Here is a 25,306-nt window from a genome sequence, read left to right on the forward strand (position 1 = left end):
GGCCGTCGGAAATCGGATTCCCCGCCTCTCATACCCCATGAACCGGCTTTATCCGCAGCTATCTCTCTCGTGACTACCTCCACTCACACCCGCGGTGGAGCCGGGCATGGCCACGAGCATGAGCACGGCGAGGGGCATGACCATCACCACCATCATCATGGTCACGACCATGGGCACGGCCATTCGCATGGCCCCCGGAAGGGGAGCCTGGCGGAGGAGCGGCGGAAGGACCAGCGGCGGCTCGTCTTCGCGCTGGTGCTGACGGCGACCATCGCCCTGGCGGAGGCGGTGGGGGGCTGGCTGACGAACTCGCTGGCCCTGATGTCCGACGCGGGCCACATGCTGACGGACGTGTCCGCGCTGGGCTTGAGCCTGGTGGCGCTCTGGTTCGCGGGCAAGCCGGCGGACGTGAAGAAGACGTACGGCTACTACCGGATGGAGATCCTCAGCGCGCTGCTCAACGGCGTGCTGCTGCTGGCCATCACCGGCTTCATCCTCTACGAGGCCTGGGAGCGCTTCCGCGCGCCGGCGCCGGTGGCGCTGGGGCCCATGGCCATCGTCGCCACCGTGGGCCTGCTGGCGAACCTGGGCGCCCTGGGCTTCCTGCACAGCACCCACTCCATGAACGTGCGGGGCGCCTTCCTGCACGTGCTGGGGGACACGCTGTCGTCGGTGGGCGTGCTCATCGGCGCGGGCATCATGGCGCTCACCGGCTGGTTCGTGGTGGACCCCATCATCTCGGTGGTCATCTCCGTGGTCATCGTGGTGGGCGCGGTGCGCCTCGTCCGGGACGCGGTGGACGTGCTGATGGAGGCCGTGCCGGCGCACGTGGACATGGCCCACATCAAGGACCTGATGCTGAAGATCAAGGGCGTCACGGCGGTGCATGACCTGCACGTGTGGACCATCTCCAGCGGGGTGTACGCGCTGTCCGCGCACCTGGTGGTGCAGGACCCCATGGTCTGCAACAACGACGAGATCCTCTCGGCGGTGAAGCACGACCTGTACGACCGCTTCGGCATCGACCACACCACCATTCAAATCGAGAGCGAGACCTACGCCCACCTGGGTGAGGTGCACTGACGCCCGCGGGGCCGGCCCCCACGGGTGGGCCCGCGTAGCGCAGCGGACGCTCCTGGCGGGTTCGCCTTGCGCCGGTGGTCCGGAGCGGACGATTCTCCGCGCCCCATGAGCGTGCTGGACAAGGTGTTGGCGTTGCGCCCCGGGAACACGGTGGCCCGGGTGGGCTCCGGCTCCCGCGTGCCGCTGCTGAATCCCAGGGAGCTGCTGCGCGCGCTGGAGGGCGCGCCGGTGGCCCTGCCGTGCCTGCCGGTCCAGGCCAAGGGGGCGCTGCCGGGGCTGCTGCGCGCGGCCCGGGTGGAGGACTCGGTGCTGGGGCTGGCGTGCCCGCACCCCCTGGCGGACCGGGGCGCGGCGGAGCGCTTCGTGGCGGCCGCGCACGCGGCGGCGGTGGAGGCTGAGCACTCGCGGCCCCTCTTCCTCCAGGCCGGGCCGGTGCGCGTGGCCCGGGTGGACGGGGACGCGCTGGGACCCCTCCAGGAAGGCCTGTTCCGCGTGGTGGACGCGGGCTTCACGCTGGTGTCGCTGGACTTGTCGCGGCTGGACTCGTACGCGGCGGTGGAGGCCCTCAACGTCCTGACGGGGCCGATAACGGAGCGCGAGCTGTCGCTGGAGCTGACGGCCCCGGCGCCCTCGGGCGGCGACGTGCTGGACCCGTACCGCACGCTGCTGGAGGGGCTGAAGCAGTGGAAGGTGCCGGTGCGCTTCGTCCGGGTGCCGGAGGCGGCGCTGGGCGTGGGCGAGCCGGACGTGGACCTGCTGCGGCGGCTGGTGGAGCTGGCCGCGGAGTACGACGCGGTGGTGACGGTGGGCGAGGTGGGCATGGGACTGCCTCGGGCCCTGCCCACCTACGTGGCGGCCGGCGTGCGCAAGGTGGACTGCGTGGGCCCCTTCGAGCGGCTCGCGCTGGGCGCCTGGCCCGCCGAGACACGTGCCAGCGTCATGGAGAAGGCCACGGCCGCGGGGCTGCCCGCGGGCGAGCTGCTCAGCGTCCTGGAGGAGCAGCTGCCCCCGCTGGAGCCGGACGCGCGCGAGAAGCTGGAGGCGCTGTCCTTCGCGGAGGCCGTGGAGGTCTTCGCCGCCCTGGGGGCGACCCGCACGGGCCAGCCGTCCATGCGCTTCCTGGCGGAGAACCAGAGCGACTGACCCGAAGCCGGTGCTAGAAGGCTGCGCATGCGAATCGTCGCAGGCACCGCGAAGGGCCGCGCGCTGACCGGCCCCAAGCCGACTTCGTTGCACATCCGGCCCACCGCCGACCGCGTCCGGGAGACCATCTTCAACATGCTGGGCCAGTTCCTGGACGGCCAGGCCGTGCTGGACCTGTACGCCGGCACCGGCGCGCTCGGGCTGGAGGCCCTGTCCCGGGGCGCGGGCCGGGTGGTGCTGGTGGACCAGGACCGCGAGGCCCAGGCCCTGTGCCGGCAGAACACCGACGCGCTCGGCTTCTCCGCCCAGGTGGAGGTGCTGGCGCAGCCGGTGGCCCGGGCGCTGGACGCGCTGCGGAAGCGGGGGGAGCGCTTCGAGCTCGTCTTCGCGGACCCGCCCTACGCCGCCCGCGTGGTGGAGACGGTGCTGGACGGGGTGACGGCGGCCGGGCTGGTGGCGCCCTCGGGCATGGTGGTGGTGGAGCACGACAAGCGCGAGGCCGCGCCGGACGCCCACGCCGGCCTCACCCGGGAAGACCAGCGCCGGTTCGGGGATACCCTGGTGAGCTTCTACCGGGCCCCGGCGACCATTCCTTGACCGGCTGTCAGGGGCGTCCGAGACTCACTGTTGCATGCCGGTCGCCATCTATCCTGGTTCGTTCGATCCGCTCACCAACGGGCACCTGAGCCTCATCCAGCGCAGCCTGAAGATGTTCGATCGGCTCATCGTCGCCATCGCGGTGAACCCGAAGAAGACCCCGCTCTTCACCGAGGACGAGCGGCGCGAGCTCATCCGCGACGCGGTGAAGGACGACCGGGTCGAGGTGGACGCCTTCCACGGGCTGCTGGTGGACTACGTGAAGCGGCGCAACGTGGGCGTCATCATCCGCGGGCTGCGCGCGGTGTCGGACTTCGAATACGAGTTCCAGCTCGCCAACATGAACCGGAAGCTGGCGCCCGACATCGAGACCGTCTTCATGATGACGGGTGAGGACTACTTCTACATCTCCTCCCAGCTCGTCCGGGAGGTGGCGTCGTTCGGCGGCGACGTCACGGGCCTGGTGCCCGACAACGTGAACACGAAGCTGCGGGCGAAGTTCGCCGGGCGGACGTAGGCGGCGTCTCTCCTCTTGTGGGCGCGGGCGCTCCCGCGCTACGCAAGCGGGCATGAAACTCGCCCGCCGTGTCCAGGCCATCAAGCCGTCCCCGACGCTCGCTCTCAACTCGCGCGCCAAGGCGCTCGCCGCTCAAGGCGTGGACGTGGTGGTGCTGGCCGCGGGCGAGCCCGACTTCGACACCCCGGACTACGTGAAGCAGGCCGCGGTGGACGCCATCCGCGCGGGCTTCACCAAGTACACGGCCACCAACGGCATCCCCGAGCTGCGCGAGGCCATCTGCCGCAAGCTGGAGCGCGACAACGCGCTGCGCTTCACGCCGGACCAGGTGCTCGTCACGTCCGGTGGCAAGCAGGCCCTCTACAACCTCTGCCAGGCGGTGCTGGACGAGGGCGACGAGGTCATCATCTTCGCGCCCTACTGGGTCAGCTACCCGGACATGGTGCGGCTGGCGGGCGCCACCCCCGTCATCGTCAACACGCGCGAGGAGGACGGCTTCGCGCCGGACCCGGACGCCATCCGCCGCGCGCTCACCCCGCGCACGCGCGCCGTCATCATCAACAGCCCCGGCAACCCCACCGGCGCCGTCTACTCGCGCGCCGCGCTGGAGGGCATCGCCGAGGTGCTGCGGCCCCACGACTGCCTCATCATCACCGACGACATCTACGAGAAGCTGCTCTACACCAACGAGCGGCTGGGCATCAGCGACGTGGCGCCGGACCTGGTGCCCCGGCTGGTGGTCATCAACGCCCTGAGCAAGTCGCACGCGATGACGGGCTGGCGCATGGGCTACGCGGCGGGCCCCCGGCCACTGGTGGCCGCCATGCAGCTGGTGCAGGACCAGTCCACGTCCAACGCGTCGTCCATCGGCCAGAAGGCGGCGCTGGCCGCGCTCGAGGGGCCGGCGGACACCGTCATCCAGATGGCGAAGGAGTACCACGCGCGCCGGGACCTCTTCGTGGGCGGCCTCAACACGCTGGACGGCATCCGCTGCCGCATGCCGGAGGGCGCCTTCTACGCGTTCGCGGACGTGCGGGGCCTGTACGGCCGCACCTTCAAGGACAAGCCGGTGACGGGCTCCATGCAGCTGTCGGAGATCCTCCTGGACGAGTTCCGCGTCGCGGCGGTGCCGGGAGACCCGTTCGGCGCGGAGGGCTACATCCGCATGAGCTTCGCCACCTCGCGCCAGGTGCTGCAGAAGGGGCTGGTGCGCCTGGGAGAGCTGGTCCAGGCGCTGCGCTGACTCAGTCCGTGTAGGCGAAGGCGCGGTGCTCGTCGCGGTAGGGCCGGAAGAGGAAGATGCCGGGGCGGCCGGAGAGGTTGCCCACGGCGGCCCAGAGGTCCGTCATGTTGCGCAGGTCCAGCCCCAGCCGCGCGGGCGCCTTGCCGTACTTCTTCTCCAGCTCCGCCAGCGTCATCACCTCCACGTCGTAGAGGGTGATGAGGTCCGTGCGCTTGAGCCGCAGCTGCTTCACCCACGCCACCACCAGCTCCTCCGGCGTGGCGTACCGCTTGTCCTCGAGCTGGAACGGGTAGAACAGCTCGTTGGCCGTGCTGCGCACATCCCCCGTCAGCAGCGTCTGGAAGAGGTAGCGGGCCGCCTCCCGGATGTCCTCCTTCGTGCGCTCCTCGGCCGTCATCGGCGCCGTCTCGTCGCGCGGAGGCGGGGGCCGGACGATGTCCGGCTGCCCGGTGGTCGGAGGCGCGGGGGCCGCGGGAGCGGGCGTCGCGGGGGCGGTCGGAGCGGGCGTCGCGGGCGCGGGGGCCGGCGTTGCGGGCTGACGGGACCGGCGCGCGGGGGGCGGCTTCGGCGCGGCTGGAGCCGGGGATTCCGGGGCAGGCGAGGGAGCAGGCGGTGGCGTGGGCTCCGAAGGCGCGGGGGTGGGAGCGGCGGCTTCCGGTGTGGTGGGGGCGGCTTCCTGCGTGGTGGGAGCGGCGGCTTCCGGCGTGGCGGGGGCCTGGGCGAGGGCAGGGGACGCGAGGGAGAAAATCAGGGCCAGGGACCAGCGGCGCATGGAACCTCCGAAAGCGGCGGAGCGTAGCAGACGCCGCCGCACGGAGCCCGGGCTCCGTGCGAGCGGACGAACCCGCATACAGTCCGTGCATGTGGAGTCGGAGGTTGGTATGGGGGCGGCCCGATGCCTAAACGTACCGATATCCGCAAGGTTCTGGTGATTGGCTCGGGCCCGATTGTCATCGGGCAGGCCGTCGAGTTCGACTACTCCGGTACTCAAGCCATCAAGGCACTCCGGGATGAAGGCGTGGAGGTGGTGCTGCTCAACAGCAACCCCGCCACGGTGATGACGGACCCCGAGTTCGCCCATCGCACCTACATCGAGCCCATCACCGTGGATGCGGCGGAGCGAATCCTCGCCGCGGAACGGCCGGACTCGCTGCTGCCGACGATGGGAGGCCAGACGGCGCTCAACCTGGCCAAGGCGCTGGCGGAGCAGGGCATCCTGGAGAAGTACGGGGTGCGGCTGATTGGCGCTTCGCTGGAGGCCATCAACAAGGCCGAGGACCGGCAGCTCTTCAAGGCGGCCATGCAGAAGATCGGCGTGGCGCTGCCCAAGAGCGGCTACGCGACGACGCTGGCCCAGGCCATGGCGCTGGTGGAGGAGATTGGCTTCCCCTCCATCATCCGCCCCTCCTTCACGCTGGGCGGCACGGGCGGCGGCATCGCCTACAACCGCGACGAGTTCGAGGCCATCTGCCGCTCGGGCCTGAAGGCCAGCCCCACCTCCACCATCCTCGTGGAGGAGAGCGTCCTGGGCTGGAAGGAGTACGAGCTCGAGGTGGTCCGCGACTCGGCGGACAACGTCATCATCGTCTGCTCCATCGAGAACCTGGACCCCATGGGGGTGCACACGGGTGACTCCATCACCGTGGCGCCCGCGCAGACGCTGACGGACCGCGAGTACCAGCGGATGCGGCAGGCGTCGCTGGCCATCATCCGGGAGATTGGCGTCGACACGGGTGGCTCCAACATCCAGTTCGGCATCCACCCGAAGGACGGCCGTATGGTCGTCATCGAGATGAACCCGCGCGTGTCGCGCTCCAGCGCGCTGGCGTCCAAGGCGACGGGCTACCCCATCGCCAAGGTCGCCGCGAAGCTGGCGCTGGGCTACACGCTGGACGAGCTTCGCAACGACATCACCCGGGACACGCCGGCCTCCTTCGAGCCGACGCTGGACTACGTCGTCGTGAAGATTCCGCGCTTCAACTTCGAGAAGTTCCCGCACGCGGACCGGACGCTGACCACGAGCATGCGCTCGGTGGGCGAGGTGATGGCCATTGGCCGCACCTTCCCCGAGGCGTACATGAAGGCGCTGCGCTCCATGGAGCTGGGCCGCGTGGGGCTGGAGTCGCCCGACCTGCCGGTGGAGAAGGAGGAGCGCGAGAAGGTGCTGCGCGAGGCGCTGCGGATTCCGCGCCCGGAGCGGCCCTGGTTCGTGGCGCAGGCCTTCCGCGAGGGGATGACGGTGGAGGCGGTGCACGCGCTGTCCGCCATCGACCCGTGGTTCCTGCGCTACATCGAGATGCTGGTGCGCGAGGCGCAGTCCATCGAGGAGTACGGCCGGTTGGATCAGCTCCCGGACGACGTGCTCCGGCAGGCGAAGTCGCACGGCTTCTCCGACAAGTACCTGGGCAAGCTGCTGGGCTACCCGGAGGACGAGGTGCGGGCGCACCGGCACGCGCGGAAGATCCGCCCCGTCTTCAAGCGGGTGGACACCTGCGCCGCGGAGTTCGAGGCGTACACGCCCTACCTGTACTCCACCTACGAGGAGGAGGACGAGGCGCCGCCCACGGACCGGCAGAAGGTGCTCATCCTCGGCAGCGGCCCCATCCGCATCGGTCAGGGCATCGAGTTCGACTACGCGTGCGTGCACGCCGCCTTCGCGCTGCGCGAGGCCGGGTACGAGACGGTGATGGTCAACTGCAACCCGGAGACGGTGTCCACGGACTACGACACGTCCGACCGCCTCTACTTCGAGCCGCTGACGATTGAGGACGTGCTCGAGGTGTCGCAGCGCGAGAAGCCGGTGGGCGCGATTGTCCAGTTCGGCGGGCAGACGCCGCTGCGCCTGTCGGTGCCGCTGGAGAAGGCGGGCCTGCCGATTCTGGGCACGTCGCCGGACGCCATCGACCGGGCGGAGGACCGCGAGCGGTTCTCGAAGCTCATCGAGAAGCTGGGGCTGACGCAGCCGGAGAACGGGGTGGCGCGCAGCCACGCCGAGGCCTTCAAGGTTGCGGAGCGCATCGGCTACCCGGTGATGGTGCGTCCCTCGTACGTGCTGGGCGGGCGCGCGATGGAGACGGTGTACGACGCGGCCAGCCTGGAGCGGTACATGCGCGAGGCGGTGAGTGCGTCACCGGAGCACCCGGTGCTCATCGACCGCTTCCTGAAGGACGCCATCGAGGTGGACCTGGACCTGGTGGCGGACCGCACGGGCGCGGTGCTGATTGGCGGGGTGCTGGAGCACATCCAGGAGGCGGGCGTGCACTCGGGTGACGCGGCCGCGACGCTGCCGCCGCACTCGCTGCCGCCGGACCTGGTGGAGCGGATGAAGGACCAGGCCATCGCCCTGGCGCGCGAGCTGGGCGTGGTGGGGCTGATGAACGTGCAGTTCGCCATCCAGGGGAAGACCATCTACATCCTGGAGGTGAACCCGCGCGCGAGCCGCACGGTGCCGTTCATCTCGAAGGCCACGGGCCTGGCGATGGCGAAGATTGCCGCGCTGTGCATGGTGGGCAAGACGCTGAAGGAGCTGGGCGCGACGCAGGAGCCCGAGTTCAAGCACGTGGCGGTGAAGGAGAGCGTGTTCCCCTTCGCGCGCTTCGCCGGGGTGGACGTCATCCTCGGGCCGGAGATGAAGTCCACGGGCGAGGTGATGGGCCTGTCGCACGACTACGCGTCGGCGTTCGCCAAGAGCCAGCTGGCGGCGGGGGTGAAGCTGCCCAAGAGCGGCAAGGTGTTCATCTCCGTCAAGGACGAGGACAAGCCGGCGGTGGTGGACCTGGCGCGGCGGCTGCGGAACATGGGCTACACGCTCATCGTCACCGCTGGAACGCACTCGTACCTGGCGACGAAGGGCATCGAGGCGCAGGTGGTGCAGAAGGTGAAGGAGGGCCGGCCGAACATCGTCGACAAGATTGTCGACGGGGAGATCGTGCTGGTCATCAACACCACCTTCGGCAAGCAGGAGATTGCGGACAGCTTCTCCATCCGCCGCGAGTCGCTGATGCACTCGGTGCCGTACTACACGACGGTGCAGGCGGCGCGGATGGCGGTGGGTGCGCTGGAGGCGCTCAAGCGCACGGACCTGTCCGTGAAGCCGCTCCAGGAGTACCTGGGCATCGCCGGGGGCGTGACGGCGAAGACGGCCAAGAAGTAGCAGCAGGCTTCAGCAGCCCCTGACGTGAAGCGCGCGGCCCCGCTCCTGAGATGGGAGTGGGGCCGCGAGCGTTTCGGGGTGGCTCAGGCGGCGACGAAGTTCTTCCACTGGCGCATGTACTGGACGAACGTGTCCGACAGCGCCTCGCCGCGCAGGGTCTCCGGTGCGAGCGGGGGGCGCTGGACGGCGTCACCGCGCCGGGCGCGCTCGGGCCAGTTGTGGTTGGCGATGGCGGGGCGGCCGAGGGCGACGGCATCGGCGCCGAGGGTGAGCTGGGCCTCGGCGTCCTCGCGCGTCCAGATGTTTCCCGCGACGACGATCTTCACGTGGGCGGGGAGGGCGGCGCGAAACAGCGGGGTTGCATGGGCGTCGGGGCGCTTCTTGGTGTTGAGGGCGGCGCGCCAGAGGGACAGGTGGAGGATCTCCATGCCGTCCTCGGCGAGCCACTTCGCGACCTGGACGGTCTCATCGAGGTCGAGTCCCTTGGCCTGGCCGAAGTCCTCGGGGGAGAGGCGGACGGCGAGGACGAGGGAGGGGGCGGCGCGGCGGACGGCGCGCAGGGTCTCGCGGATGAGGCGCGAGCGGTTCTCGAGCGAGCCGCCCCAGCGGTCGGTGCGCTGGTTGTAGACGGTGCTGAGGAACTGGGAGAGCAGGTAGCCGTGGGCGCCGTGGAGCTCGACGGAGTCGAAGCCGGCCTGGGCGCAGCGGCGGGCGGCGTTGGCGAAGGCGTCGATGGCGCGCTGGATGTCGTCCTCGGTGCCGGCGCGGCAGCGGACGTCTTCCTCGGAGTGCTCGCTGGCGCTCCAGCGCTCCAGGCCGCTGACGGCGGGGTCGGCGCGCAGGCCGCCGTGGAAGAGCTGGGAGGAGACGAGGGCGCCGCCCTGGTGGATGCGGGCGGCGAGGCGGGTGAGTCCGGGGAGCATGGCGTCATCGTGGACGCCGAGCTCGCCCTGCCACGCCTTGCCATCCTGGGCGACGTGGGCGGCACAGGTCTCGACGAGGCCGAAGCCGCCGTCCGCGCGGGCGGCGAGGAAGCGGAGCTCATCGTCGGACAGCGTGCCGTCCGTGTGGCTCTGCATGTTGGTCAGCGGCGCGAGCCAGATGCGGTTGCGCACGCTGAGGTTGTTCCGGAAGGTGAGGGGAGCGAACAGGTCCGTCATCCGCCCATTGTATTGAGCGCACGCGGCCGATTCCGAGAATTGTAGGCTCCCAGGCCTGCTTGGATGCGCTGGCCCAGGAGGAGCGCCATGGACGTGCTTGCACGCCTGCAGGACTGGTACTCACAGCAGTGCAATGGGGAGTGGGAGCACTCCTTCGGGGCGGCTTCCTGAGCTTCGACGCCCGCTGCGCTTGCGTGCCTGTCCTGCTCACGCCTGCGCGCCACCGCCGCTGTCATCCTGTGTCCTCTCGCGGTGCGCGGCAAGCAGCGCCAGGCCGACTCCCAGCATGATGGCCACGTCGGCCACGTTGAAGACGCCCGTGCGCACCCGGCCGATGCCGAGAATCATGAAGTCCACCACGCGCCCATCGTTCACCACGCGGTCGATCCAGTTGCTCAAGCCCCCGCCCACGAGCAGCGCCAGTGCGCCCGAGTGGAACAGGCTCAGCCGCCGGTTCGCCACCAGGTAGACGAGCATCCCGAGCAGGAAGACGCCCACCCCCGCTGTCAGCAGCCAGAACTGCGCCGGGCGCGAAAGCCCTCCGAAGAGGCTCAAGAAGGCCCCGGGGTTCTCGTAGTAGTCCAGCCGGAAGAGTCCTCCGAGGAAGGACGTGCCGGGCTCGCCCCGGAGTCCGGAGACGGCCAACTGCTTCGTCACCTGGTCACACCCCACCGTTCCGGAGAGGACAAGGGCCAGGAGCGTCAGGCGGTGCTTGCGGGCGGGAATGTGCATGGTGGCAGTCTGCCATGGCGCGGGCGCTCCATGGTTGCGGTGTCCTCCCGCTCCACGGAGGATGACGTGGCATGGCTGACACCAAGCGCCGATACGGAATCTGGGTTGTCGTGGGGCTGCTGCTGCTTGGGTTCCTTGCCTGGTGGGCCCTGGCGCGGAAACCGGACGGCACCCCCGCCGCTGTCACGGCGACTCCCGCCAGCGCTCGTCCTCAGGCGCCCTCCGCGTCACCTGATGCGCCGCGACAGGCCCCGCCAGCAGCGCAGGCCCTGGAGCCTGGTCCGGTGCTGGAGCTGCCGTCCGCCCGGCGCACGGAAGCCCCCGCGAGTGCCCCCGGTGCCTTCTCCGGCCGCGTGGTCTCGGCCATCGACGGGCAGGGCGTTTCGGGCGCGGAGCTGACCTTCGCGGGACCGACGGGCGCTGCCAGCGTCCGCACCAATGAGGCCGGGAACTTCGACTTCAAGCCGGACCGCGAGGGGCTCTGGCAGGTCGCCAGCATCCTCGCGGACGGCTTCCTTCCCTTCGGCCCCGACTGGGGCCAGAGCCCCATCCGCCTCGTGGCGCGCGCTGGCAGCGGCGTCGAAGGGCTGCTCCTGGCCCTCACCCCCGAGGAGTCCTGGACCGTGCGCGTCGAGGACCCGGACACACGTCCGCTCGCCGGTGCCCAGGTGCGGCTGCTCACCGGGCGCGCCGGAGAGACGGTGCTCTTCCCCACGCAGGACCAGTTCGTCACGGGCGCGAACGGAGAGGTCCAGCTCCGCGCTCCCGAGCGCTCCTCGGTGGAGGCTCGCCACCCGGGCCATGCGCCCGCGAGGGCCGAGCTGAGCGCGCGTGTCCCCAACCGTCGCATCGTGCTGCGCCTGAGGCCCGAGTCCACCGCCGCCACCGAGGTCATCGCGGGCCGTGTCGTGGACGACTCCGGCATGGCCATCGCGGGCGCCCGGGTCTGGGTCGAGCCGCCTCGCGCGACGAGCCTCCCGGGCGCCGATGGCACCGACGCGCCCGTGGCCGAGGCCCTGGCGGACGCGGACGGCCGCTTCGTCCTGGAGCGGCTCCCTCCGGGCCGCTACGACGTGTCCGCCCGCATCCTGGAGCGCGTGGGCACCACCGTCCCGAACGTGCAGGCCGGACGGAAGGACCTGGTCCTCACGCTCGCACGAGGCGCCCGCCTCAGCGGCCGGGTGCGCGACGACCAGGGCAACCCGGTCGCGTCCTTCCGGCTGGAGCTGCTGCTCCACCGTGGCCCCCTGGAGCGAGAAACCGGCACGCCCCTCACCGTGGTGGACCCGGAAGGCCGCTTCGCCGTGGAGGGCGTCGCTCCGGGCACCTATTCGCTGCAGGTGGCGTCACACGGCTGGGCGCCTTCGCTGTCGTCGGTGCAGGTGGCTCCGGGCACGAAGGAGGTCGGCTCGCTGGAGGTGACGCTGGCGTCCGGCGTCCGGCTGGAAGGGCAGGTGGTGAAGGCCGGCGGAGGAGGGCCCGTGGCAGGGGCGCGGGTGCAGGCGGAGGGCGGCATGTATGGCGCCGCGCTCGCCACGGCTTACGACGCAATGACCGACGTATCGGGGCGCTTCGTGATGGAGGGCCTGGCGCCGGGCACGCTGAGCCTGTCGGTGAGCGCGACGGGGCACGACACGCGCATCGTGGACAGGGTGCGCGTGGGCCCGGGAGCGCCGCCTCTGCCGCCCATCGAGTTGACCCCCGTGGCCGAAGGTGAGGCCGAGCGGGTGGAGCTGGTGGGCATCGGCGCGGTGCTGGGCCCCCGCGATGATGCGCTGGTGCTCGGGCAGCTCTTCCCCGGAGGCGGGGCCCACGAGGCAGGGCTCAAGCCCGGAGATGCCATCGTGCGCATCGACGGCACCCCCGTCGTGGAGCTGGGCTTTCCCACCGCCGTGCAGCGCATCCGGGGCCCGGAGGGCAGCCGCCTTCTGGCAGGCATCCGCCGCGCGGGCCGTACCGAGCTGGAGGATGTCTGGGTGGTGCGCAGGAAGCTCAAGCTCTAGGTCGAGCCCGCTTTCGGCTGACGCGTTCGTGTACTGGGGCTCAACCGCCGCACGCGCCTCGGCCCGGAAACAGGCACAGGCTCCACCCGGGTCGCGCCGGAACCCTCCACGGCATGTGCCTGGACGCCTGCAGCCCTGGCGGGTATGCCCCCCACGCGGTGCTTCCCGTGCCTCCGCGTGGAGGCTACCTTCATGCGCCCCACGCTGTTTCCGTCCCAGCCGGCCTCCAGGAGCCTTCAGCATGTCGTCCCGCGCCGCCCCCGACTTCGACCTCGCCTCCGTGGATGTGGAGGGCTTCCACCGCGAGCTGAAGGCGCTGCGCGAGCAGTTGGACGCATCACTCGGCGAGGCGGACCTGGCCCACCTGCGGAAGATCGAGCGCTGGGGCCGGGCGGCCACGCTGCTGGGCGCGGCGACGTGCTGGGTGGCACCCAACCCCTTCAGCGCCGCGGCGCTCAGCCTGGGCCGCTCCACGCGGTGGCTGCTCATGCACCACGTGGGGCACCGGGGGTATGACCGCGTGCCGGGCGTCCCCGCGTCCCGCACCGGCAAGGGCTTCGCCAAGGGCGCGCGCCGCTACCTCGACTGGCTCGACTGGATGATGCCGGAGGCGTGGAAGTTCGAGCACAACGTCCTCCACCACTCGCATACCGGTGAGGACGCGGACCCCGACCTCCTGGAGCGCAATGCGGAGGGCACGCTGCGCAACCAGGACCGGTCGCTCGCGCTGCGCTATGTGCAGCTCGGGCTGCTGGCGCTCACCTGGCGCGCCAGCTACTACGCGCCGGAGACGCTGAGCTCGCTGCGCCGCAAGGGCCGGCGCCAGGGCGGCTCCCTCACGCGCGAGGAGCTGAAGGAGCTGCTGCTCCAGTGCTACCTGCCGTACGCCGCCGTCTGGTTTGGACTGTTCCCCTCGGCGTACCTGGTCATCGGGCCGTGGGCCGCGTTCAGCGCGCTGTGCAACTCGGTGATGGCGGACGTGCTCACCAGCCTGCACACGTTCCTGGTGGTGGGACCCAACCACACGGGCGAGGACCTGTACCGCTTCGACTCCGCACCCGAGAGCCGTGGCGCGCGCTACGTGCAGCAGGTGATTGGCAGCGCCAACTACCGCACCGGTGGCGACCTGAACGACTTCGCCCACCTGTGGCTGAACTACCAGATCGAGCACCACATCTGGCCGGACCTGCCCATGCTCAAGTACCGCGAGGTGCAGCCCCAGGTGCGCGCCCTCTGCGAGAAGTACGGCATCCCCTACGTGCAGGAGAGCGTCTGGACGCGCGCGCGGAAGATGGTGGATGTGGTGGTAGGCAAGACCTCCATGCGCAAGCTCGCCACACGTCCGGCGGCGGAGGAGGAGCGCCTCGCGGCCGAGCCTGCCGTAGGCTGAGCGCTCAGGCGCGCCGGTTTCGCGAGGACGTGGTCCGGCGCTCCAGCGTCTTCTGCTCCGTGGGAGGGACCTCTTCCTGACGGATGACCTCGGCGTCCACCACGCGGGCCCCATCCGGGCGCGCCGGCGGGCCGAGCGTCACCACCAGCAGCCGGTAGGACTCTTCCAGCCGCTTGTGCAGCTTGGTGAAGATGAGCTGCGCGGTGCCGGGCATGTCCTCGGTGTACGTGAAGTACCAGCGCAGCTCGTCCAGGCGCTCGTAGAAGTGGTCCACCACGGACTGTTCCTGCTCGGAGAGGTGGATGAGCTGATCGAAGGCGCCGTCTGCGTAGCGCGAGGCGATGGTGCCCAGCAGGGGCTCGCGGCTGCGCAGGCGCGAGAAGAGGGTGAACATCTCGTCACGGCGCGCTTCCAGCCGGCGCATGATGCCGGCAGCGTCCATCGCGAGCAGGTTGCGGACGCGAGCGGCCATCTCCTCGGCCTTCTTGCGACGAGCCATGGTGCGGCAGCCTACCTCCCCGTGCCGCGCGGACCAACAGGGGGCCCCGTCAGTAGACGCGCAGCAGGCGCGGCTGGCACACGAAGCGCGGGTTGCGGAAGTCGATGATCTCGATTTCTCCCGTCGTCTCCTCGAAGCGGCCGGCGAGGACCCCCGCGGCTGCCGCGGCGGCGATGTACCAAGCGTCCTCGCCCTCCACGTCCTTGAGCTTGCGGAGGTAGACGACGCGCCCCTCCACGGACCAGAGGGTGTGGATGCCATCGGGCCGCACGCCCCGAGCCTGGTCCGGCGGGGGCGGGAGCTTCGCCAGCGCCGGGGGCACCGCGTTGAGGACGTAGGCGTCATAGGACGGATTGCCGCTCAGGGAGACGAGCTTCGCGTCGCGCAGCGAGCCATCGGGCCCCTGGTGCAGCTCCAGGGTGACGACCAGCTTCGAGCCCCCGCCGCCCGCCAGCTTCTGCATCTCCTCGGCGGTCTGGACCTTCATCTGCATGGCTTCCAGCGCCTTCTCCATGCCCTGGCTCTTGACCTGCTGCTGCAACTTCGTGAGTTGCTCGCTCACGGTGGGGGTCCTGGGCACGGGCCCCGTGCCGGGATTGCCCTTCGCACCGAACCGGCCGGCCTGTGAGGCCCAGGAGTTCGTCGCATGGTCCAGCAGGCTCGCGCCGGAGAACACCGGGGCGTCCTCGAGCGACTTCTCCAGGGCCTCGCGGAGGCGGCTGAAGTACGGGTCGATCTGCCCGTTGGCCACGCGCAGGTCGGCCTGCTTGTCCTCGATGAACGAACCCACCCGGCCGGAGACGCGGCCCTGCTCCTCGGCGATGAGCACCTCGCGGGGAGGACCGGGGTCTCCGGGGCGGAGCGTGCGGCCACTCTGGGACTTCGGGGCCACGGGCCGCGGTCCTCCGGGGAGGAGCGACGGGGGCAGGGGATAGAAGCCGCCCAGCCGCTCGCGAGGACTGTCGGATGCGGCAGGCCCCTGCGCCATGGCGGCGGAGTCCTGCTGGGGCGCGGGCCCGGTCGGGGCGGCAGGCTCGGGTGTTGCCGACGCAGGTGGGCCCTCGGCCACCTGGGGTGGGGCTTCGCCTGACGGTGGGGCCGGAGGAGAGGTCACCTGCGCGGGCGGACCTTCGGCCAGCGGGGCCTCCCTGGGCGCTGTCTCCTCCGGCCGCGTGGCCTCATCCGGAGATTGCGCATCGGGGATGGCTGGCGGCACGGGCGCCACGGCGATACCGGATGGCGTCTCTTCTGGCGCCGGTGGAAGAGGCCTGGCCGGAGCGGGCCGGGGGCGGGGCTGCTCTGTGCGCGGTGGTGGCTTCGCGGGCCGCTCCTCCTTCCGTGCAGGTGCTGGCGCCTCCGGCACCGTGGCGCTCGGAAGGTGGACGATCTCCACCGCGACTGGGGCCTGCATGGACTGCGGCGCGGTCGGCCGTGGGGGCGGAGCCACGTCCCAGAGCAGGACGAGGAGCGCCGAGTGGATGACGAGTGAGACCAGGGCGGCCCACCCGAGGCGTTGAAACCGCCGCATCACTGTTCCCACGCTTCCTGAAGACTCGCCGGGGCCCGTGGATGACGGGTCCGGCGCCGGCCCTGCGCTCCCAACAGCATATCCGCCGTGGGGCTTCCCGCGCCCCTACGAAGGACGCGTCGCGGCATTGCGTGGAGTCCTCGCCATTCTTCGTGAGGGCGTGCGTGCGGTGCCTGACGCTTCGGCCGGCTCGGGGCCCACGAGGCCTCGGCACCCGCTTTGACGCTTCGCGTCCTTCTCCGACCGTCGTGCCCGGCCCGGGCTCCCGGACGCGAGCCCGAGGTACCTGGAGTATCCTTCCCGGCAGTTCGCGCCGTGCTGGGCGTCTCCCGCCCGGAAGGGTTCAGGGGCTCGATGGACTACCGGAAGTTGTTCCTGGTGCTCGTAGGGGGCGCCACCGCCCGCGGTGACGAGGCCACGGCCGCCCAGGTCGTGGACCCTGACGGGCGCACGGGCGCGCCGGGGACATGGAGCAATAGCGACAGCGGCACGGAGGAAGCGCCGGGCATCGGCGGGGTGCCGGTGTGGTGAACGACAGCCCTTCGGAGCCGCTGGCGGACCCGGTACGCAGGCTCGTCGCCGAGGCCTGGACGTTTCGCCGGCAGGTGGAGCTGGACGCGGCGCTGCGCTTCGCCCGGCTGACGGAGCAGCTCGCGCAGCTGGGCGCGCCCGAGGCGCTGGTCTCCCTGGCCCAGCGCGCCGCGGAGGACGAGCGGCGCCATGCGGGCATGTGTGAGTTGCTCGCGCGGACGTACGGCCAGGTGGACATGCCCCCCGTGCCGCTCGCGGTGGAGGAGGTGGCGCCTCCGGGCATGGGCTTTCGCGAGCGGGTGCTCTACGAGGTGGTCGCCGCCTGCTGCATCACCGAGACGGAGAGCACCGCCGTGCTGACGACGCTGCTGGTGCCGGACGCAACACCCCGGGTGCGCGCGGTGCTGCGCGACATCCTCCGCGACGAGGTGGCGCATGCCCGGCTGGGCTGGGCCTGGCTCGCGCGCGAGCACGCGGAAGGGGCGGTGGCCTTCCTGGCGGGCCACGTGCCGTCGATGCTGGAGGGCAGCGTCTCGCCCCGGCTCTTCGCAGCAGGGGGACCGGAAGAGGAGAGCCCCGCGTTGATGAAGCACGGCGTGCTTCCACACACGCGCAAGCGGGAGACCTTCGTTCGGGCGCTGCGAGACGTCGTCTTCCCGGGCCTGGAGCGCTTCGGAGTGAACACCGGTCCGGGCCGCAGCTGGGTGGAGCGCCGGAGCGCCGCGGGAGCGTAGCCGGCACCGCCGGTGTCCCTGCTACGGTGGGGCCATGGTGCTCAAGATTGTCCAGGCAGGCGAGCCGGTGCTGCGGCAGAAGGCGCGCGACCTCACTCCCGAGGAGATCTCCAGTCCCGACGTGCAGCGGCTGATTGCGCTGATGCGCGACACGATGCGGGACGCGCCCGGTGTGGGGCTGGCGGCTCCTCAGGTGGGCGTGGGGCTGCGGCTGGTGGTGGTGGAGGACCGCGCCGAGTACCAGGCGGGCCTGTCTCCGGCCGACCTCGCGGCGCGCGAGCGGGCGCCGGTGGCCTTCCACGTGCTCATCAACCCGAGGCTGGTGGTGGAGGACCCGACCCCCGCCGAGTTCCACGAGGGCTGCCTGAGCGTGAATGGCTTCGCGGCGCTGGTGTCCCGGGCGCGCGGCGTCCGCGTGGAGGCGCTGGACGAGCACGGCAAGCCGGTGACGGTGAGCGCGAAGGGCTGGTACGCGCGCATCCTCCAGCATGAGCTGGACCACCTGGACGGCACGCTCTACGTGGACCGGATGGAGACGCGCACCTTCACCACGGCGGAGAACCACCGCCGCTACCAGGCGGGGCGCACCACCGCCGAGCTGCGCGCGGCCCTGGGCCTGCCCGAGCGGAAGGGGTAGGGCGGGCCGATGCTCACTGAAGTCCAGGCCGGGCCGTATACCGTGCGCGGCATCTCCGTCGGTGGTGTGTACACCTCGCTCCAGGTGCCGGAGCTGGAGGTCGTGCTCGACGTGGGGCTCCCCATCCGCTCGTTCGCCGGGACGGACCGCATCTTCCTGAGCCATGCCCACCCGGACCATGCCAGCGGCCTCGGCTCGCTGCTCGGCATCCGCCGCCTGATGAACAAGGGCACGCCCCAGGTCTTCCTCCCCGCCGAAGTCGAAGCGCCCGTCCAGGAAGCCCTCGCCGTGCTCTCCCGGCTGCACCACACGAACATGGAGGTGCGCACCGTCCCGCTGCGCCCGGGAGACGTCCACAAGCTCGGGCATGACCTGTACGTGCGCGCCTTCCGTACGCACCACCCGGTGCCCTCGCTCGGGTACCAGTTCCTCCGCCGCATCGCCAAGCTGCGGCCCGAGTTCCAGGGCCTCCCGCCCCAGGAGATTGCCCGGCGCCGTCAGGCAGGCAAGGCGCTGTTCGACGAGGTGGACCGGCTGGAGCTGGCCTACGCCACCGACACGCTGGCGCGCGTGCTGGAGACGGAGCCGTCGCTGTTCGACTCGCGGGTGCTCATCCTCGAGGCCACCTTCGTGGACGCGCGCCACACCGTGCAGGCCGCGCAGGAGCGGTGGCACCTGCACCTGGACGAGCTGGCCGCGCGCGCCGACCAGTTCCGCAACGAGGCCCTGGTGCTGATGCACTTCAGCCAGGCCTTCGCCCCGGAGGAGGTGCGCGCCCGGGTTCGCGAGCGCCTCCCGGCGGCACTCCACGAGCGCGTCCACGTCTTCGCTCCGACCTCCGGCCGCTGGTTCGGCTGAAGCCGCTCGCCGCTCACCCCGGGCGCAGCGCCTCCAGCTCCGCGAGCACGGCGCGCAGCTCCGGGGCCTCCAGCGCCTTCTCCACCGAGGCGAAGAACTGGGACAGGTCTCCCAGGCCCTGGTGCTCGTAGACACACGCCTGCAGGCCCATCTCCAGCCGGTCCAGCTGCCGCACCAGCCGCGCTTCGAATGAGGCGCCGTGCTCGTACTCGTCCCACATCGCCAGGTACTCCGCGCCCCGGGGCAGCTTGCCGAGGATGGTCTCCACCGCGCGGCGCTCCAGCGCGTGCTTGGCCTCGCGGTCCACGCCGTCATGCGGGGTGATGTCGCCCGCGTACGCCTCGCCCAGGTCGTGCAGCAGCGCGATGCGGACCACCTTCGACGCATCCGCTTCGGGGAAGAGGCTCTCCGCGACGAACAGGCCCAGCAGCGCGACGAAGAACGAGTGCTCCGCCACGCTCTCGCACCGCTCCGGGGTAATTCCCACCCGGAGCCAGCCCTGCCGGAAGAGCTGCTTGAGGTGGTTGAGCTCGAAGTACGCCTCGATGAGCGGGAGCGTCTTGCGCCCCTGGAGCAGGGCAATCGGTGGCGCGGCCTTGGTCTTCATGGGGAGCCCCGTACTCCGGGTGAGGGTGAATCCGCCAGGGGAGATGGAGTAGACATGGAGGGAGTCGGAGGGGGAATCATCGTGGTGCTTTCGTCCAGCTGGAGCCTGTCGTCCTCGAGGTGGCTGCTCGCCGCCGCGCTGCTTTTGACCGCCACTGCCTGCAAGCAGGAGCCCGTGGCGCCACCACCGCCGCCGCCCGCGCCCGTGGCCGTGGAGGCGGAGGACCCGCCGTTCCCCGAGGAGGTGCTGCCTCCGGCCGACGCCACCGCCACGGCGGCCGCCGAGCCCGTGAAGCCTCCCGAGCCTCCCTTCACCGGAGACCTCGCGGCGTTGCGCAAGCGCGGCGTGCTGCGCGTCCTCGTCGAGGGCACGGAGGAGGACGCCCTTCCGCGCCAGGGCATGCCCAAGGCGCAGGACCGGGAGTCGCTGGAGCGCTTCGCGGAGAAGCACGGGATGGTGGTGGAGTTCCTCGCCGTCGACAGCTTCGACAAGCTCATCCCCCTGCTGCGCGAGGGGCGCGGGGACATCATCGCCGCCGACCTGACGGTGACGCCCGAGCGCGCGAAGGAGCTTGCCTTCACCCGCCCGCTGGCTCGGGTGAGCGAAGTCGTGGTGGGCAGGCGCGGCGTCCAGAACCTGCCGCGCAAGGTGGAGGACCTGAAGGACCGGGCCGTGCACGTGCGCGCCAGCTCCACCTTCGCTCAGTCCCTGCGGGCCCTGGCGAAGGACAAGGCGACCGGCCTCGTCATCGAGCCGGCGCCGGAGACGAGCGACCCGGAGGAGCTCGCGTGGAAGGTGTCTCGCGGGGAGCTGCCGCTGACGGTGGTGGACAGCCACGTGCTCGCGGCCATCGAGACGTACAACCCCGACGTGGAGGGGCTGTTCCCCATCGCCGAGGGCCGCCAGCTCGCGTGGGCCGTGCGCCTGGACAACCCCGCGCTGCGCGCCGCGCTGGATGCCTTCCTCGTGGAGCGCGCGCTCACCGAGCACCGGGACCGGCTGGTCACCGTGGACCTGGACGGCATCCGCAAGCGGGGCGTGCTGCGCGTGCTCACCCGCAACAGCCCCGTCACCTACTTCCTCCACCGGGGCGAGCAGGCCGGCTTCGACTACCAGATGGCGAAGCTCGCCGCCGCCGCGCTCAAGGTGCGGCTGGAGGTGGTGGTGCCGCCCACGTATGACCAGCTGATTCCATGGCTGAAGGAAGGCCGCGGAGACGTCATCGCCGCCGCGCTCACCGTCACCGGCGAGCGCGCGAAGCAGGTGGCCTTCAGCAAGCCCTATCTCTACGTGGACGAGGTCCTGGTGCAGCGCGCCGGAGCGCCGAAGCCGGCGTCCCTGGAGGAGCTGAAGGGCAAGGCCGTCCACCTGCGCAAGTCCTCCAGCCACTTCGCCCCGCTGAGCGCGCTGGCCGCGAAGCATGGCTTCACGCTCGTGGAGGAGCCGGAGGACATGGACACCGAGACGCTCATCGACCGCGTGGCGCGCGGGGAGATTCCATACACCGTCACGGACAGCCACATCCTCGCCGCAGAGCGCGTGTACCGCGAGGACGTGGAGGCGGCCCTCACCGTGCCCGGCCAGGGCGAGCCCGCGGGCAAGGACGGCCACCACGGCATCGCCTTCGCCGTGCGCCAGGAGAACCCCAAGCTGCGCGCGTTCCTCGACGGCTTCGTGCAGAAGACCTACCGCGGCACCGACTACAACCTGGCCCGCCGCCGCTACTTCGAGGGCCGCCGGGAGCTGGCCCCCATCACGGTGGAGACGCTGGCCGGCTCCATCTCTCCGTATGACCCGCTGGTGCAGTCGTACTCGGCGCGCTACGGCCTGGACTGGCGGCTGATGGTGGCGCAGATGTTCCAGGAGAGCCGCTTCGACCCGAAGGCGCGCAGCTGGGTGGGCGCGCAGGGCCTCTTCCAGGTGATGCCCGCCACGGGCAAGGAGCTGGGCTTCCGCAAGCTGGAGGACCCCGAGGAGGGCATCCACGCGGGCGTGAAGTACATGCACCAGCTCATCGGCCGGATTGCCCCGGAGATTCCCTTCAAGCAGCGCCTGCGCTTCGCGCTCGCCGCGTACAACGCGGGCCTGGGCCACGTGCTGGATGCCCGCCGGCTGGCGGCGGAGCAGGGGTGGGACCCGAACCGGTGGTTCGGCAACGTGGAGAAGGCCATGCTGTTGCTGGAGAAACCGAAGTACCACCGCCGCGCGCGCCACGGGTACTGCCGGGGCTCCGAGCCGGTGAAGTACGTCTCCGAAATCCAGACGCGCTACGGGAACTACACGGCCGTCGTCCAGCGCTGAGGGCGCGGGACGGTAGAGACGGTCAAGGACAGGTCAAAGCCTTTCGCCGCGAAGAACCGCGCAGCACCGCGTTCGGGAAGAGGCGGGGTCATGAAGGCCTCGTCTCTTGTACGCGGAAGGTAGAAAGACATGTCCACTGGAAGCTCACGTCGCTCGGGTGGGGTGCTGCTCGCTGCGCTTGGAGTCGGGTTCGGCTCGCTGCTGGGTTGCGGCGTCGAGGAGGACTCTTCCGCACCGGTCGAGCTGACCTCTACGCCGGATGACGGCATGAGGCACACGGCCTCCGACCTCTACGTCGCCTCGTCGCGGCTGTGGCGGCCGATGAGCGTGCCGGTGTGTTGGGAGAACCCCGGGGCGGGGGACGCCACGCAGCGGCAGTGGGTGCGCAACGCGGTGGCGCGCACCTGGGAGGCGCGCTCGGGCGTGCGCTTCACGGGCTGGGGAACGTGCCCGGCCTCGTCCACGGGCATCCGCATCAACATCAGCGACACCGGGCCCCACGTGAAGGGGCTGGGCACCCTGCTCAACGGCATGGCCCAGGGCATGGTGCTGAACTTCACGTTCAACAACTGGAGCCCGTCGTGCCGCACCCAGCTCCAGTACTGCATCGACGCCATCGCGGTGCACGAGTTCGGCCATGCCATGGGCTACGCCCACGAGCAGAACCGGCCGGACCGGCCGTCCACCTGTACCGAGCCGGCGCAGGGCTCCTCGGGTGACTGGCTCATCGGGCCGTGGGACTTGAGCTCGGTGATGAACTACTGCAATCCGCAGTGGAACGGGGACGGCAACCTCAGCGCCACGGACGTCCAGGGCGCGCTGGCCACCTACGGCATCCCCTGGGAGTCGCTCGGCGGTGGCTTCACGTCCGGCCCGGCGGTGGCTTCGTGGGGCGCGAACCGGCTGGACGTGTTCGGCCGGGGCCAGGACAACCAGCTCTGGCACATGGCCTGGAATGGCTCGTCGTGGATTGGATGGGGTGCGCTCGCCGGGCAGATCACCTCGGACCCGGCGGCGGTGAGCTGGGGCCCCAACCGCATCGACGTGTTCGCGCGTGGCACGGACAACTCCATGCTCCAGCAGGTGTGGACGGGCACGTCGTGGACCGGCTGGTACTCGCTGGGCGGTGGCTTCACGTCCGGCCCGGCGGTGGCCTCGTGGGGCGCGAACCGGCTGGACGTGTTCGGCCGGGGCCAGGACAACCAGCTCTGGCACAAGGCCTGGAATGGCTCGGCGTGGATTGGATGGGGCGCGCTCGCGGGGCAGATCACCTCGGACCCGGCGGCGGTGAGCTGGGGGCCCAACCGCATCGACGTGTTCGCGCGTGGCACGGACAACTCCATGCTCCACCAGGCCTGGACGGGCACGTCGTGGACTGGCTGGCACTCGCTGGGCGGCGCGTTCTCCTCGGCGCCGGCGGTGGCCTCCCGGGGGCCGGGCCTGCTCGACGTGTTCGGGCGAGGCATGGACAACAGCCTGTGGATGAACAGCTGGACTGGCTCTGCCTGGACCGGCTGGCAGTGGCTCGGCGGTGAGCTGACCTCCGCGCCGGACGTCGAGAGCTGGGGTCCCGGCCGGCTCGACATCTTCTACCGCGGAACGGACAACACGATGCGGCACTCCTGGTACAACAACGGCTGGTGACCTCCCAGCCCCCCAGACATGTCCTCATCGCCGGTGCAGGCATCGGCGGCCTCACCCTGGCCTGCGCGCTCCGCCGCGCGGGCCTCTCCGCCACCGTCTTCGAGCGCGCGGACGCGCTGCGGTGGGTGGGCGCCGGCATCATCGTCCAGATGAACGCCGCCGTGGCCCTGCGCCGCATCGGCCTGGCGGACGCGGTGGCCGCGGCAGGCGCCAGCCCCACCGACAGCGCGATTCTGCGGCCCTCGGGGGCGGCCATCACCCGGCTGCCCGTCCAGCGGCTCCAGCAGGAGCTGGGCGTCCCCATGACCTGCATCCACCGGGCGCGGCTCCAGGCCGTGCTGCTGGAGCATGCCGGGCCGGAGCATGTCCGGCTCGGGCGCGCGGTGGCGGGCTTCACCGACGACGGCCAGGGCATCACCGTGACGCTGTCGGACGGCAGCTTCGTGAAGGGCGACGTGCTGGTCGGCGCGGACGGGCTGCGCTCGGCGGTGCGGAGCGGGCTGCTCGGTGACGCGCCCCTGCGCTACTCCGGCTACACCAGTTGGCGTGGCGTCTCCCCCGAAGTGCCTGGCGCGCGGCCGGGCCACGTCTCCGAGACGTGGGGCCGTGGCGCGCGCTTCGGCGTCGTGCCCATCGGCTCGGGGCAGGTGTACTGGTACGCCACGCTCAACGCGCCGGCTGGCGGACAGGATGCGCCCGGCGAGGCGCGGGCCCGGCTGCGCGACGTCTTCGGAGGCTGGCACGCCCCCATCGCGGACCTGCTCGCCGCCACGCCCGACGACGCCATCGTCCGGACGGACATCCATGACCGGCCTCCCATGGACCGCTGGAGCCGGGGCCGGGTGACGCTGCTGGGCGACGCCGCCCACCCCATGACGCCCAACCTGGGGCAGGGCGGCTGTCAGGCCATCGAGGACGCCGTGGTGCTGGCCGAGTGCCTTGCCCGGGGCGGCGCCGTGGAGGAGGCCCTGGCCGCCTACGAGGCGCGCCGGCGAGAGCGGGCCAATGCCATCGTCGCCCGCTCCTGGTCGCTGGGACGGCTGGCGCAGCTCGAGAGCCCCGTCGGCCGCTTCATGCGGGACTCCCTCTTCTGGCTCGTCCCCTCGGCGCTGGCGGCCCGGGGCGTGCGGGACCTGGTGCGCTCCGCCTCGTGACTCAGAGGCTGACGCCCACCAGGGCGCCCGCGAAGGGGCCGCTGAGGGAGATGGAGAAGCTGTCGCTGGTGGTCACCACGAAGCCCTTCGCCTGGCGGAAGTACTGCGTGTAGCCCGCCTGAAGCCGCGTGTAGACGAAGCGGCCGAAGCCGACCTGCAGCGAGGCCACGCCCCCCGCACCGAAAATCCAGCGCTTGTCCCGGGCCTGGAAGTAGTCAGTCCCCAGCTGCGGGCCGTTGTTCGGGTCGTCGGGCAGGTTCTGCGAGATGACCCCGGTGGGCAGGGAGACCTCGGACGCGGCCCCGAAGGCGGCCACGCCCAGCGTCAGCCGCTGCGACAGCGGGAAGCGCTTCTCCAGGCCCGGGCGGAACGAGAGGACCTGGACGTCGTTGGCGAAGTACCAGTCCACGCCATTGGTCCACCACAGGTCATCCCGGTTGGAGCCCCGGAGGATGTTGAAGTGCAGCCCGCCCGACAGCCGCGGCGCGCTGGCCCGCGACTCCACCGGCTTGAACTCCTGACGGAAGGAGGGAATCTGCGTGCTCGCGTGGTTCATCCGCGTCACGGAGCCCCCCACCTCCACCGAGAGCTGCGGAGGGCGGCGCTCGGTCTGCTCTCCGGGCAGACCCTCCGCCAGGGCGGGTGAGGACAGGCCGAGCGACACCAGCAGCCCGACGGAGCACAGCGCGGGGGTGAGTCTCATGGGGGTTCCTCCTCGGGAGGGAATAGCCACGGCCCCTACCACGGTGGAAGGGGCCGTCCCAAACAGCTGTTGCGCGGTGGAAGGATGGT

At 71.1% G+C, this 25,306-nt stretch carries 23 protein-coding genes; 16 read left to right on the forward strand and 7 right to left on the reverse strand.

Features of this window, described 5'->3' with window-relative positions:
* Window positions 1–69 precede the first annotated feature (69 nt).
* The 5 genes from LXT23_RS44870 to LXT23_RS44890 all read left to right on the forward strand — a co-directional run bounded on the left by LXT23_RS44870 (window position 70) and on the right by LXT23_RS44890 (window position 4,583).
* Window positions 70–1,083 carry a cation diffusion facilitator family transporter gene (locus LXT23_RS44870; protein WP_253986672.1) on the forward strand — a complete coding sequence of 338 codons (1,014 nt, stop codon included), beginning with the start codon at window positions 70–72 and terminating at the stop codon, window positions 1,081–1,083.
* A 105-nt stretch (window positions 1,084–1,188) separates the two neighbouring features.
* Window positions 1,189–2,226, forward strand: a complete 1,038-nt coding sequence (locus tag LXT23_RS44875; RefSeq protein ID WP_253986673.1) for a hypothetical protein — start codon at window positions 1,189–1,191, stop codon at window positions 2,224–2,226.
* Between the two features lie 27 nt (window positions 2,227–2,253).
* Window positions 2,254–2,823 carry a 16S rRNA (guanine(966)-N(2))-methyltransferase RsmD gene (rsmD, locus tag LXT23_RS44880; RefSeq protein WP_253986674.1) on the forward strand — a complete coding sequence of 190 codons (570 nt, stop codon included), beginning with the start codon at window positions 2,254–2,256 and terminating at the stop codon, window positions 2,821–2,823.
* Window positions 2,824–2,857: 34 nt separating this feature from the next.
* Window positions 2,858–3,340 (forward strand): pantetheine-phosphate adenylyltransferase, encoded by a 483-nt coding sequence (gene coaD, locus LXT23_RS44885; protein WP_253986675.1) that lies wholly within the window; start codon window positions 2,858–2,860, stop codon window positions 3,338–3,340.
* Window positions 3,341–3,392: 52 nt separating this feature from the next.
* The gene (locus LXT23_RS44890; RefSeq protein ID WP_253986676.1) at window positions 3,393–4,583 is read left to right on the forward strand and encodes a pyridoxal phosphate-dependent aminotransferase; all 1,191 of its coding nucleotides are present in this window, start codon (window positions 3,393–3,395) and stop codon (window positions 4,581–4,583) included.
* A 1-nt stretch (window position 4,584) separates the two neighbouring features.
* On the opposite strand, the gene LXT23_RS44895 is transcribed toward LXT23_RS44890, so the two are convergent.
* Window positions 4,585–5,355, reverse strand: a complete 771-nt coding sequence (locus LXT23_RS44895; RefSeq protein ID WP_253986677.1) for a hypothetical protein — start codon at window positions 5,353–5,355, stop codon at window positions 4,585–4,587.
* A gap of 123 nt (window positions 5,356–5,478) precedes the next feature.
* Here LXT23_RS44895 and carB point away from each other — a divergent pair, with 123 nt between their 5' ends.
* Window positions 5,479–8,736 carry a carbamoyl-phosphate synthase large subunit gene (gene carB / locus LXT23_RS44900; protein ID WP_253986678.1) on the forward strand — a complete coding sequence of 1,086 codons (3,258 nt, stop codon included), beginning with the start codon at window positions 5,479–5,481 and terminating at the stop codon, window positions 8,734–8,736.
* Between the two features lie 83 nt (window positions 8,737–8,819).
* Here carB and LXT23_RS44905 read toward each other — a convergent pair whose 3' ends face one another.
* Window positions 8,820–9,896 carry an NADH:flavin oxidoreductase gene (locus LXT23_RS44905; protein WP_253986679.1) on the reverse strand — a complete coding sequence of 359 codons (1,077 nt, stop codon included), beginning with the start codon at window positions 9,894–9,896 and terminating at the stop codon, window positions 8,820–8,822.
* 87 nt (window positions 9,897–9,983) lie between these two features.
* Here LXT23_RS44905 and LXT23_RS50835 point away from each other — a divergent pair, with 87 nt between their 5' ends.
* Complete coding sequence (locus tag LXT23_RS50835) at window positions 9,984–10,067, forward strand: Imm53 family immunity protein (RefSeq protein ID WP_407692959.1); 84 nt, start codon at window positions 9,984–9,986, stop codon at window positions 10,065–10,067.
* A gap of 36 nt (window positions 10,068–10,103) precedes the next feature.
* Here the strand turns inward: LXT23_RS50835 and lspA are convergent, their stop codons facing one another.
* Window positions 10,104–10,628, reverse strand: a complete 525-nt coding sequence (gene lspA / locus LXT23_RS44910) for a signal peptidase II (protein ID WP_253986680.1) — start codon at window positions 10,626–10,628, stop codon at window positions 10,104–10,106.
* 71 nt (window positions 10,629–10,699) lie between these two features.
* Here lspA and LXT23_RS44915 point away from each other — a divergent pair, with 71 nt between their 5' ends.
* Together LXT23_RS44915 and LXT23_RS44920 are read left to right on the forward strand one after the other, a co-directional pair.
* On the forward strand, window positions 10,700–12,631 hold the full coding sequence (locus tag LXT23_RS44915) for a carboxypeptidase regulatory-like domain-containing protein (protein WP_253986681.1): 1,932 nt from the start codon (window positions 10,700–10,702) through the stop codon (window positions 12,629–12,631).
* A 241-nt stretch (window positions 12,632–12,872) separates the two neighbouring features.
* On the forward strand, window positions 12,873–14,021 hold the full coding sequence (locus LXT23_RS44920) for a fatty acid desaturase family protein (protein ID WP_253986682.1): 1,149 nt from the start codon (window positions 12,873–12,875) through the stop codon (window positions 14,019–14,021).
* A gap of 4 nt (window positions 14,022–14,025) precedes the next feature.
* Here the strand turns inward: LXT23_RS44920 and LXT23_RS44925 are convergent, their stop codons facing one another.
* Window positions 14,026–14,520 (reverse strand): hypothetical protein, encoded by a 495-nt coding sequence (locus LXT23_RS44925; RefSeq protein WP_253986683.1) that lies wholly within the window; start codon window positions 14,518–14,520, stop codon window positions 14,026–14,028.
* 49 nt (window positions 14,521–14,569) lie between these two features.
* Window positions 14,570–15,508, reverse strand: a complete 939-nt coding sequence (locus tag LXT23_RS44930; protein ID WP_253986684.1) for a TonB C-terminal domain-containing protein — start codon at window positions 15,506–15,508, stop codon at window positions 14,570–14,572.
* Between the two features lie 894 nt (window positions 15,509–16,402).
* On the opposite strand from LXT23_RS44930, the gene LXT23_RS44935 reads away from it, so the two are divergent.
* The 4 genes from LXT23_RS44935 to LXT23_RS44950 are packed head-to-tail and all read left to right on the forward strand — an operon-like array spanning window position 16,403 to window position 18,808.
* A complete protein-coding gene (locus LXT23_RS44935; RefSeq protein WP_253986685.1) occupies window positions 16,403–16,579 on the forward strand; it encodes a hypothetical protein in 177 nt (58 codons plus the stop codon).
* The gene (locus LXT23_RS44940) at window positions 16,576–17,313 is read left to right on the forward strand and encodes a ferritin-like domain-containing protein (RefSeq protein WP_253986686.1); all 738 of its coding nucleotides are present in this window, start codon (window positions 16,576–16,578) and stop codon (window positions 17,311–17,313) included. Before LXT23_RS44935 ends, LXT23_RS44940 begins: the two co-directional genes overlap by 4 nt.
* Window positions 17,314–17,347: 34 nt before the next feature.
* Window positions 17,348–17,950 carry a peptide deformylase gene (def, locus tag LXT23_RS44945; RefSeq protein ID WP_253986687.1) on the forward strand — a complete coding sequence of 201 codons (603 nt, stop codon included), beginning with the start codon at window positions 17,348–17,350 and terminating at the stop codon, window positions 17,948–17,950.
* A 9-nt stretch (window positions 17,951–17,959) separates the two neighbouring features.
* The gene (locus LXT23_RS44950; RefSeq protein WP_253986688.1) at window positions 17,960–18,808 is read left to right on the forward strand and encodes an MBL fold metallo-hydrolase; all 849 of its coding nucleotides are present in this window, start codon (window positions 17,960–17,962) and stop codon (window positions 18,806–18,808) included.
* Between the two features lie 13 nt (window positions 18,809–18,821).
* Here LXT23_RS44950 and LXT23_RS44955 read toward each other — a convergent pair whose 3' ends face one another.
* Window positions 18,822–19,415: an HD domain-containing protein gene (locus tag LXT23_RS44955; protein ID WP_253986689.1), complete on the reverse strand. Its 594-nt coding sequence runs from the start codon at window positions 19,413–19,415 to the stop codon at window positions 18,822–18,824.
* A 54-nt stretch (window positions 19,416–19,469) separates the two neighbouring features.
* On the opposite strand from LXT23_RS44955, the gene LXT23_RS44960 reads away from it, so the two are divergent.
* From LXT23_RS44960 to LXT23_RS44970, 3 genes are all read left to right on the forward strand, one after another.
* Window positions 19,470–21,716, forward strand: a complete 2,247-nt coding sequence (locus LXT23_RS44960; protein WP_253986690.1) for an MltF family protein — start codon at window positions 19,470–19,472, stop codon at window positions 21,714–21,716.
* Window positions 21,717–21,983: 267 nt separating this feature from the next.
* A complete protein-coding gene (locus LXT23_RS44965; protein WP_253986691.1) occupies window positions 21,984–23,360 on the forward strand; it encodes a hypothetical protein in 1,377 nt (458 codons plus the stop codon).
* A complete protein-coding gene (locus LXT23_RS44970) occupies window positions 23,357–24,514 on the forward strand; it encodes an FAD-dependent monooxygenase (RefSeq protein WP_253986692.1) in 1,158 nt (385 codons plus the stop codon). Before LXT23_RS44965 ends, LXT23_RS44970 begins: the two co-directional genes overlap by 4 nt.
* Window position 24,515: 1 nt before the next feature.
* Here the strand turns inward: LXT23_RS44970 and LXT23_RS44975 are convergent, their stop codons facing one another.
* On the reverse strand, window positions 24,516–25,217 hold the full coding sequence (locus LXT23_RS44975) for a hypothetical protein (protein WP_253986693.1): 702 nt from the start codon (window positions 25,215–25,217) through the stop codon (window positions 24,516–24,518).
* Window positions 25,218–25,306: the final 89 nt, after the last annotated feature.

It is taken from the genome of Pyxidicoccus xibeiensis (assembly GCF_024198175.1).
In the GTDB taxonomy this organism is placed as follows: Bacteria; Myxococcota; Myxococcia; order Myxococcales; family Myxococcaceae; genus Myxococcus; species Myxococcus xibeiensis.

What these genes read in the sequence shown, in the direction of transcription:
- LXT23_RS44875 (WP_253986673.1), top strand. Translation starts at nt 1,189, where the DNA reads ATGAGCGTGCTGGACAAGGTGTTGGCGTTGCGCCCCGGGAACACGGTG.
- rsmD (WP_253986674.1), top strand. Translation starts at nt 2,254, where the DNA reads ATGCGAATCGTCGCAGGCACCGCGAAGGGCCGCGCGCTGACCGGCCCC.
- coaD (WP_253986675.1), top strand. Translation starts at nt 2,858, where the DNA reads ATGCCGGTCGCCATCTATCCTGGTTCGTTCGATCCGCTCACCAACGGG.
- LXT23_RS44890 (WP_253986676.1), top strand. Translation starts at nt 3,393, where the DNA reads ATGAAACTCGCCCGCCGTGTCCAGGCCATCAAGCCGTCCCCGACGCTC.
- LXT23_RS44895 (WP_253986677.1), bottom strand. Translation starts at nt 5,355, where the DNA reads ATGCGCCGCTGGTCCCTGGCCCTGATTTTCTCCCTCGCGTCCCCTGCC.
- carB (WP_253986678.1), top strand. Translation starts at nt 5,479, where the DNA reads ATGCCTAAACGTACCGATATCCGCAAGGTTCTGGTGATTGGCTCGGGC.
- LXT23_RS44905 (WP_253986679.1), bottom strand. Translation starts at nt 9,896, where the DNA reads ATGACGGACCTGTTCGCTCCCCTCACCTTCCGGAACAACCTCAGCGTG.
- LXT23_RS50835 (WP_407692959.1), top strand. Translation starts at nt 9,984, where the DNA reads ATGGACGTGCTTGCACGCCTGCAGGACTGGTACTCACAGCAGTGCAAT.
- lspA (WP_253986680.1), bottom strand. Translation starts at nt 10,628, where the DNA reads ATGCACATTCCCGCCCGCAAGCACCGCCTGACGCTCCTGGCCCTTGTC.
- LXT23_RS44915 (WP_253986681.1), top strand. Translation starts at nt 10,700, where the DNA reads ATGGCTGACACCAAGCGCCGATACGGAATCTGGGTTGTCGTGGGGCTG.
- LXT23_RS44920 (WP_253986682.1), top strand. Translation starts at nt 12,873, where the DNA reads ATGTCGTCCCGCGCCGCCCCCGACTTCGACCTCGCCTCCGTGGATGTG.
- LXT23_RS44925 (WP_253986683.1), bottom strand. Translation starts at nt 14,520, where the DNA reads ATGGCTCGTCGCAAGAAGGCCGAGGAGATGGCCGCTCGCGTCCGCAAC.
- LXT23_RS44930 (WP_253986684.1), bottom strand. Translation starts at nt 15,508, where the DNA reads ATGGCGCAGGGGCCTGCCGCATCCGACAGTCCTCGCGAGCGGCTGGGC.
- LXT23_RS44935 (WP_253986685.1), top strand. Translation starts at nt 16,403, where the DNA reads ATGGACTACCGGAAGTTGTTCCTGGTGCTCGTAGGGGGCGCCACCGCC.
- def (WP_253986687.1), top strand. Translation starts at nt 17,348, where the DNA reads ATGGTGCTCAAGATTGTCCAGGCAGGCGAGCCGGTGCTGCGGCAGAAG.
- LXT23_RS44950 (WP_253986688.1), top strand. Translation starts at nt 17,960, where the DNA reads ATGCTCACTGAAGTCCAGGCCGGGCCGTATACCGTGCGCGGCATCTCC.
- LXT23_RS44955 (WP_253986689.1), bottom strand. Translation starts at nt 19,415, where the DNA reads ATGAAGACCAAGGCCGCGCCACCGATTGCCCTGCTCCAGGGGCGCAAG.
- LXT23_RS44960 (WP_253986690.1), top strand. Translation starts at nt 19,470, where the DNA reads ATGGAGGGAGTCGGAGGGGGAATCATCGTGGTGCTTTCGTCCAGCTGG.
- LXT23_RS44965 (WP_253986691.1), top strand. Translation starts at nt 21,984, where the DNA reads ATGAGGCACACGGCCTCCGACCTCTACGTCGCCTCGTCGCGGCTGTGG.
- LXT23_RS44975 (WP_253986693.1), bottom strand. Translation starts at nt 25,217, where the DNA reads ATGAGACTCACCCCCGCGCTGTGCTCCGTCGGGCTGCTGGTGTCGCTC.